The sequence below is a fragment of the Intrasporangium chromatireducens Q5-1 genome (genome assembly GCF_000576575.1).
GTDB classification, from domain to species: Bacteria; Actinomycetota; Actinomycetes; order Actinomycetales; family Dermatophilaceae; genus Intrasporangium_A; species Intrasporangium_A chromatireducens.
In genome coordinates this window covers 1-7,684 of the sequence record NZ_AWQS01000180.1, presented here as the reverse complement: position 1 = coordinate 7,684, position 7,684 = coordinate 1, and the positions used below count along the sequence as shown (strand labels likewise).

The 7,684-nt window shown below is 69.7% G+C and carries 8 protein-coding genes; 4 read left to right on the top strand and 4 right to left on the bottom strand.

All coding sequences use genetic code 11. The features are described from left to right. Positions 1-108: 108 nt before the first annotated feature. From N864_RS16635 to N864_RS16620, 4 genes are all read left to right on the top strand, one after another. Complete coding sequence (locus N864_RS16635) at positions 109-933, top strand: hypothetical protein (protein ID WP_034719393.1); 825 nt, start codon at positions 109-111, stop codon at positions 931-933. A 61-nt stretch (positions 934-994) separates the two neighbouring features. Further along, positions 995-1,921 carry a hypothetical protein gene (locus N864_RS16630; RefSeq protein ID WP_034719391.1) on the top strand — a complete coding sequence of 309 codons (927 nt, stop codon included), beginning with the start codon at positions 995-997 and terminating at the stop codon, positions 1,919-1,921. A gap of 159 nt (positions 1,922-2,080) precedes the next feature. Beyond that, positions 2,081-2,431, top strand: a complete 351-nt coding sequence (locus tag N864_RS16625) for a hypothetical protein (RefSeq protein WP_034719387.1) — start codon at positions 2,081-2,083, stop codon at positions 2,429-2,431. 2 nt (positions 2,432-2,433) lie between these two features. After that, positions 2,434-5,520: a phage tail tape measure protein gene (locus N864_RS16620; RefSeq protein ID WP_034719385.1), complete on the top strand. Its 3,087-nt coding sequence runs from the start codon at positions 2,434-2,436 to the stop codon at positions 5,518-5,520. Between the two features lie 620 nt (positions 5,521-6,140). Here N864_RS16620 and N864_RS16615 read toward each other — a convergent pair. From N864_RS16615 to N864_RS16600, 4 genes are all read right to left on the bottom strand, one after another. Further along, on the bottom strand, positions 6,141-6,374 hold the full coding sequence (locus N864_RS16615; RefSeq protein ID WP_034719383.1) for a hypothetical protein: 234 nt from the start codon (positions 6,372-6,374) through the stop codon (positions 6,141-6,143). 40 nt (positions 6,375-6,414) lie between these two features. Beyond that, the gene (locus N864_RS16610) at positions 6,415-6,789 is read right to left on the bottom strand and encodes a hypothetical protein (protein ID WP_155892982.1); all 375 of its coding nucleotides are present in this window, start codon (positions 6,787-6,789) and stop codon (positions 6,415-6,417) included. A 100-nt stretch (positions 6,790-6,889) separates the two neighbouring features. Then, positions 6,890-7,147, bottom strand: a complete 258-nt coding sequence (locus tag N864_RS16605) for a DUF6907 domain-containing protein (protein ID WP_420805219.1) — start codon at positions 7,145-7,147, stop codon at positions 6,890-6,892. A 120-nt stretch (positions 7,148-7,267) separates the two neighbouring features. Further along, the gene (locus N864_RS16600) at positions 7,268-7,540 is read right to left on the bottom strand and encodes a hypothetical protein (RefSeq protein ID WP_034719374.1); all 273 of its coding nucleotides are present in this window, start codon (positions 7,538-7,540) and stop codon (positions 7,268-7,270) included. Between the last annotated feature and the right edge of the window lie 144 nt (positions 7,541-7,684).

Below are 7,684 nucleotides of genomic sequence, written 5' to 3'. Positions count from 1 at the left end.
GGGCCAGTTGCTCACGGCTGGGGCGCTGTCCGGGCGCAAGGCGGGCCGGTCGTGGGTTGTTGAGCGCGGGTCTGTTGTGGACCTGCTTGAGGCGCGAGGGAGTGCCGCATGACCGGGAGTAGGGATTTGGACGACGTCATCGCGGAGGCGTTCGGCCGCAAGCCGTCGAGGCCTGCGGGGGCTGCGGACGCTGCCGTGGCGGCGGCGTTCGGGCGGGAGACGTCGGTCGAGGCGTTCGATGCGGCCTTCGGCGCCGAGCGTGGGTCCGTGTCAGAGTCCGAGCTGGACCGTCGCGCCGGGATGGCGTTCGGTCGGACGTCTCACGACGACGAGTCGCTGATGCGTGAGCTGCAGGAGGCCGGCGCGTCTGGCTCTGGCGCTCGTGGGGTGCTGACCTGGCTTGAGGGGGGCGCCGGGGTCGAGGAGGCGTGCCGGAACGGGATTGAGACGTTCTCGGCTGTGCAGAGTGGCAAGGTGCCGCCGCTGGTGGCCGAGCGTGCCGCGGCGATCGTGCGCAGGTACCGCCCGCAGGCCGCCCGGGAGACCGCTGGGACGTCCCGCCCGACGGGCGCGCGTGTGTCCGCTCGGGAGTCGGCTGGGCCGGCGGGCGTGCAGGAGTCTCGTGCGGTCGCTGAGGCCCGCGAGGCGGTCATCGAGGCCGCGATGGAGCGAGACCGACGGTTCGTCCACGGTGCCGATGAGGCAGCGCGTCGCCGGCTGGCCGAGTCCGCGGCACGGGGGGCCGTCGAGTCTCTGACGGAGTGGGCGATGCGCGAGGCGTGGACTGAGGATGAGCTCGTGGCGCGGATCCGTGAGCGTGCGGCCGCCATCCGGGCGGAGGCCTCAGCGCCTGCCCGGACGCCGAAGAGGTCCCTGCCGAAGCCCCAAGCGGCACAGCGCCCGACGTCGATCGACGAGCGCTGGCGCCGCTGAAACCCAAACCCCAGTCGCTCACCCATCCGGGGTGAGCGGTAGTCGATACCAGGAGGACACCATGAGCGAGCAGGACATCAAGGCCGCGGCCCAGGAACCCGACCGGTACGAGGCGCAGGCGGCCGAGTGGGCTGCTGAGGCGGCCTCGGCCAGCGTGGAGCTGCAGGCGGCGGAGTCGTCGTCGGGGGCCGACGTGCTGGACGAGCCCGAGGCCGCCGCTGGGGTGGTCGAGCGGATCGCGAAGCTGCGGGCCCGGGTCGAGGTCGCGCAGAAGGCGCAGGGGGAGGCGAAGAGGCGAGCGCACGCCGCCCGGGTGCGTGGCGCGGAGGCTGAGGCTGCCGCGCTGGATCCTGCCATCGCGAAGGCCCGGAAGGCGCTCGAGCAGCACCTGACGAAGCGCGGCGAGCTGCTCAAGGCGCTGGAGGAGTTCAGCAACGCCGAGTGGCGGATGCGCACTTTCGATGACGGGGACATCCAGGACCGAGTCGCTCGGGGCGAGCGCGTTACCCTGCCAACCGCGGTCGAGTGGCGGCTGCAGCGGGAACTGGGCCACCTGCAGGAGCGCCAGACGCAGCTGCGTGACGTGGCCGCACAGATCGCCGCCGACCCCGAGTGGGTGCCGCCGCAGGAGGCGCACCGGGACCGTATGCGGGCCGAGTGGGCACGGGTGGTCGAGCAGTACCGCGGTTGGCTCGTCGAGCGCGTCGAGGCCGAGGCGGAGGTCGAGCACACCGCTCAGACGCTCGGGTTCGACCTCGAGGACGCCTTCATTCACGAGCCTCAGTGGCTGCGGGACCTGCGTGCGCGGATCGAGGAGCTCACCGCGAAGGTGGCCCTCTTCCCCCAGGACGTCGAGTTCTATGGCCGGCAGATGCGTGACGCCGGCGGCTCCCTCGGTGACGTCGATGAGCTGCTCGTCGAGTTCGGGCTGAAGGAGCCCGAGCCGGAGGGCGAGGACGATGAGGCTCAGCTGCCGGTGGGCGCGTAATGGCCAGGGGCGCGGCGTCAACGTCACCCGCGGTCCGAGCGTGCTCCGCTGACCTTGGGATCGAAGGCGAGGGAGTGCGCTCAAACGCCCCCATGGCGTCCTCCCGTCGCGATGATCTCGCCTGCGCCGCGCCCCTTACAGATCGTCGACGGTCCGGCCATGAGTGAATCGACGGAGCGTTCGCTGGTTGAGCAGTTCGCCGCCATGCCGGAGGAGGTGCAGGAGGGCATGGTGTCCCTCCTGCGCCCGATCATCGGGATGAGTCAGGACGAGAAGTCCGCGGCGCTCGACTCCGTGAACCTGATGTCCCGGGCGCTGCGTTACTCGCGGCCGGATGATTCCGAGCAGGCGGTCGAGCTGCTCGAGCGGTTGCGGAGCCTGCTCTTCCGGGCCGGCCTCGCCGCGCAGGGCGAGGGTTCGTTCTTCATCGACTCGCTGCGCTCCAAGGTCCGCGCATTGCAGGAGCAGGAGCCTGACACGCCCGCCGCCGACCCGTCGCCCAGGAGGTAATCATGGTGATTCGTTCCGTCGTCGTGAAGTACGCGGCCGACATGACCGACCTGCTCAAGGGTCTGGACGATGCCGCGAAGGCGAATGAGAGGCTGGCTGCCAGCTCGAACAAGACCGGCGACCATGTCGACCAGGCGTCCAAGCGCACCGACAAAATGGCTGCCGCCGGCCTCGGCGTAGCCCTCGCGGTCGGTGGTGCCATCGCCAAGTTCGCGGAGTTCGACGCGACCATGAGCCAAGTGGCTGCCGCGACGGGCGCCACAGGGGCCGCGGTCGACTCGCTACGGGACGCCGCGGTCCGTGCCGGCGCGGACACGCAGTACAGCGCCACCGAGGCCGCCCAAGGGGTGACCGAGCTGGCGAAGGCTGGCGTTTCGACCTCGGACATCATCGGCGGCGGCCTGACAGGAGCCCTCAACTTGGCGGCCGCCGGTCAGATTGACGTGGCGGACGCGGCAGAGATCGCGGCCACGGCAATGACGCAGTTCCAGCTCAAGGGAGACCAGGTCTCCCACGTGGCCGACCTCCTCGCGGCCGGGGCCAACAAGGCCCAGGGCGGCGTGGGCGATCTCGGTATGGCGCTCAAGCAGTCGGGCCTCGTCGCCTCCCAGATGGGTCTGTCCGTCGAAGAGACCACGACGGCGCTGACGATGTTCGCCTCCGCCGGCCTGATCGGCTCCGACGCGGGCACCAGCTTCAAGACCATGCTGCAGCGCCTCGCCGCCCCGACCGACGAGGCCAAGGCGAAGATGGACGAGCTTGGTATCACGGCCTACGACGCGAACGGGCAGTTCATCGGGCTCGAGGCGGTCGCCGGCAAGCTCACCGACGGCATGGCCCGGCTCGACCCCGCCACCCGGAACGCCGCCATGGCCACGATCTTCGGCTCGGACGCGATCCGCGCCGCGAACGTGCTCTACACCCAAGGCGCGCAGGGCGTGCGGACGTGGTCCGGCGAGGTCAACCAGTCCGGTTACGCGATGCGCCAGGCCGCGACCCTGACCGACAACCTGAAGGGCGACATCGAGCGCCTCGGCGGCTCGTTCGAGACCGTGCTGATCAAGTCCGGATCAGGCGCCAACGACACGCTGCGGATGCTGACCGGCACCGCTGAGAACGTCGTCAACGCGGTCGGGCAGATCCCCGGGCCTGTACTGCTCGGCGCGGCCGCGTTCACCTCGCTGGCCCTCGTCGGTCCGAAGGTGGGCCGGCTGGCCCAGACGCTCGTCGGTCCACTCCGGTCGGGTGTTGGCAGCTTCACCGCGCAGATGCGCCTCGCCCAAGCCGCCGCAATCGGCTACGGGCCCGCGGTACAGGGCGCGGCTACGCAGTCCCTGACCGCCGCGCAGAAGTTCCGCACCGCTGCAACCGCTGCAGCTGCGGCCTCGGGCGGTCTGAAGGGTGCCGCGGGTGGGCTCATGGGCATGCTCGGAGGGCCGTGGGGCATGGCCATGATGGGCGCCGTGGCCGGCCTGACCGCCTACGCGAACGCGCAGGCGAACGCTGAGGCCGCCGCCAAGTCGTTCTCGGCCACCCTCGACGAGCAGACCGGCAAACTGACCGCGGCCAGCTACGAGGACGTCCTGAAGCGACTGCAGGAGAACATCAACAAGACCGACTGGTCCAAGCTTGAAGCCGCCGGGGTCGACTTCTCCGCCATGACCGCCGCCATCGCGGAGGGCGGACCGAAGCTCGACGCCTACCGCGCCTCGTTCGACAAGCTCCGCAAGGCCGCCGAGTCCGGGGCGCTCGGCTCTGAGGCGATGATGCTGCCGTGGCAGCAGCTCGGCAACGCCATCCAGGCCGGCGCTCGCGACGCGGACGGGGGTCGCCTCGCCTTCCAGCAGACCAAGGACACCCTTGACAAGATCCCCGGGGCCGCTCAGGGGGCTGCGGACGGGATCGACGGTGTCGGCGGCTCCGCGTCGGGCGCGGTCGGTCCGGCTGGCGAGCTGGCTGGCGCGGCGGACGGCATCCAGTCGTCGGCGAAGGAGGCCGAGCAGGCGCTGAAGGACCTCGCGGACGCGATCATGGGTCTTGGCGGTCCGGCGCTCGATCAGCGCGCCGCAGAGCGTGACTTCCAGGCCGCGATCGACGACGTGACGCAGAGCCTCAACGACGAGCGCAACGCCCTCATTGATGCACGCCTGAAGAAGCTCGGCATCACGGAGGCGACGAAGGCGCAGACGCAGGCCGCTGGCAAGTGGGCCGACGCCCAACTCAAGGCCACGGATCGGCTCAACGCGGACACCGAGGCAGGCCGAAGGAACGAGTCAGCTCTCGACGCGCTGGTGAAGAAGACGCAGGCAAAGGTCGTCGCCGACTTCAATGCCATCGCCTCGACGAAGGGCACCGAGGAAGCAACGAAGGCCGGCACGGCGGCGATGCAGAAGGGCCGCGACGAGTTCATCAAGGCCGCCGTCGCTGCGGGTAAGACGAAGGATGAGGCGAAGGCTCTTGCGGACAAGCTGAAGCTCATCCCGTCTCAGGTGCCCATCCTCGTGCAGCAGACGGGTGCCGACGCGGCTGCCGCGAAGATCGACTACGCCGCACGCACCCGGTACGCCCAAATCATCGTCACCGAGCGCATCCAACGGCAGATCAGCCAGACGGACATGAGCACGGACCGGATCAACCGCCGATCCTCGGCCTACGGGAACATCTTCAAGGCCTACGCCGCCGGCGGCGTCGAGTCGCACGTGCCGCAGATCGCCTCCGGTGACGTGGTCCGCATCTGGAACGAACCGGAGACCGGCGGCGAGTCCTACATCCCGCACGCGAACGACTGGCGCCGTCCCCGCGCGAAGGCGATCCTCGCGCAGACAGCGGACATCCTCGGCATGAAGGTCGTCCCGAACGCGGTCGGCAACATGTACGGCGCCGGGCGCCCTGTCGCCGGGGTCGCGCCGATGGTCCGCGTCGATAGTGCCGTGGGCATTCAGGAGTGGCGTGCCGTCACAGCTGCGCTATCCGACCTGACTGCGCGAGTTTCTGATCTCGGCGAGAGGGTCGAGGCGGGCGCTGCTCGTGGCACTGCTGCTGGGCTCGGCTATCAGGCGCGTGAGATTGCGATGGGGGTGCGGCTCTGATGGTTGCGACGATCACGACGAGCCTCGACGTGGACCGCCGCAAGATGGACGCCCTAGCCGTAGAACCATGACCGTCATAGTGCCGAGGGCTTCCACCAGGAGCCTGTGATCCTCCGCCGGCGAGAGCCTCCTCCAGCGCGTCCTCGAGGACTTCTCCCCCACCCTCTCCACGTCGATGCATAAGTGCGGCCACTACGCCGAGCGCACTCTTGAAGGCGGCCGGCGTCGCGTCGTTGCTCATCGATCTCTCCTCGTCTTCACGCGAACTTCGCGGCGTACCAGACGCGAGCATGGTCCGCGCTCGGATACGCGAGCTGGGACGACTACTGCACCCGGGAGTTCGGCACGTCTCGGCTGCGCCTTCCCCGCGAGGAACGCGCCGAGCAGGTCGCCTCACTCCGGGAGCAGGGACTTAGCCTCCGGGCGATCGAGTCAGCCACCGGCGTGAGCAGGCCCACCATTATCAAGGACCTCCGAGACGGTCAGGTGGTCAAGTCTTTACCACCTGAGCCTGCCGTCGATACCGAGACCGGCGAGGTCTCCGACGACTACTCCCCCACCGACACAACGGGGGAGGAGGTGACCCCGGAGGCCGCGGCCGACGCTCCCGCTGCGCCCCTTCATCCGCAGCCGGTCGAGCCCGCCAGCCCGTCGCGGCCTCCGGTTACCGGCATCGACGGCAAGACGTACCAGCGCCCCGAGCCACGCAAGCCACAACGCCGCGCCCTGCCGGACCAGTTCTTCGAGGCCGCCTTCGACATGAGCAAGGCAATCGAGAAGGTCGCCCGCATCACCCAGGACGACCGCTTCCCCCAGAACGCCGAGAAGGTCGCGGCAACAAGGACGAGCTTCACGCAGCGATCATCGCCGCGAAGGCCGACACCCCGGCCTGACCTAGAGAACCAGCGGGGGCGACCACCCCTCGCCCCCGCTGGCCCGCCCACCATAGACGAGCCACTCCGGGTCGACGTCGTAACCGGCCGCCCTCATCGCCTCGGTGGCGAGGCGGTCGCACTCCAGCTCCTCAGCGAGGATCGCGGACGGCCCCGTGCCCAGGACCGGGCCGCGTAGGACGTGCTGCAGCTCGTGCTCGAGGACGAACCGCGCGTAGGGGCCGCGGAGCTCGTGATCGAGCCACACGATGCGCTGCCCCCAGTGCGCCAGCCCGGTCATGTCGTCGGGCAGGCCGTCGGTGCGGACGAGCCGCCAGTCGAGCGCCTCGAAGATCTGGGCGAAAAGGCGGACGTGCTCGCATTCGGATGCGAGCATGATGGAATCCACGATCGGTCTCCTCCAGTACGGGTGATCGGTCTAGACCTCGGGCGCGGCGGGCATGCCGGCCCGAGGTCGCTCTTCTTTTATCGGTGCGCTAGCGGCGCGACTGCCCTGTCTGGGTTTGGGCCACGGCTGCGAGCAGCGCCCTGGCGAGCCTGTCCGCGTCCTGCGGGGACAGGAGCTCCTCCGTCCCGTAGGCCTGCACCATGGGCGGCTCGTCCGTGTCCGGGTCCCAAGTGATCGCAACCCCGACCGGGCCTCGGTTGTAGACGGCAGTGCGCCACTCGTCCACCGGGCGGCTCTGGTGGACCTGCTCAGCGTTGTGGCCGCCGGCACACCAAGCGGGACAGATGTCGGCCTGCGTGCGTGATGATGGTGCTCATGATCGTTCGCCTTCCGTGTTGGGTGATCGGTCTAGGCCTCGGTCGGTGGTGACTCGCCGGCTCGAGGCCGCTCTCTTTCTACCGGTGCCCTAGGACACCGGAGACAGTGGGTCAGACGGTGCGCTCTCCAGGTACTCGTCGAGCAGCACAGGCAGGCACCCGCACTCGTCGAGCTCGTCGTGGTGGTAGCCGATGCAGCGGTCATCCGTGCAGCCGCACTCGTCGCCGCCCCACTGTCCGTCAGGGAACCAGTGGCGGACGTAGCCGGCGATCGTGGGTGGGCGCACGCCGGCGACGGGCCACCAGCTGCGGATCGTCTCGCGAGCGGCCGGCGAGAGCCGCGAGTAGGTGACGCGGCTCATGACGCCGCTCCTGCTAACGCGCTGCTACGCGCAGAGCGGCCACACGTCAGGACGAGGCCGGACGAGGGCTCGAATTCCGTTGCGGCTGAGCACGGCCCAGTACCCGGTCGGACAGTGCGCGACTGGTCAGGACGACCTTTGCCC

What these genes read in the sequence shown, in the direction of transcription:
- N864_RS16635 (WP_034719393.1), top strand. Translation starts at nt 109, where the DNA reads ATGACCGGGAGTAGGGATTTGGACGACGTCATCGCGGAGGCGTTCGGC.
- N864_RS16630 (WP_034719391.1), top strand. Translation starts at nt 995, where the DNA reads ATGAGCGAGCAGGACATCAAGGCCGCGGCCCAGGAACCCGACCGGTAC.
- N864_RS16625 (WP_034719387.1), top strand. Translation starts at nt 2,081, where the DNA reads ATGAGTGAATCGACGGAGCGTTCGCTGGTTGAGCAGTTCGCCGCCATG.
- N864_RS16620 (WP_034719385.1), top strand. Translation starts at nt 2,434, where the DNA reads ATGGTGATTCGTTCCGTCGTCGTGAAGTACGCGGCCGACATGACCGAC.
- N864_RS16610 (WP_155892982.1), bottom strand. Translation starts at nt 6,789, where the DNA reads ATGCTCGCATCCGAATGCGAGCACGTCCGCCTTTTCGCCCAGATCTTC.
- N864_RS16600 (WP_034719374.1), bottom strand. Translation starts at nt 7,540, where the DNA reads ATGAGCCGCGTCACCTACTCGCGGCTCTCGCCGGCCGCTCGCGAGACG.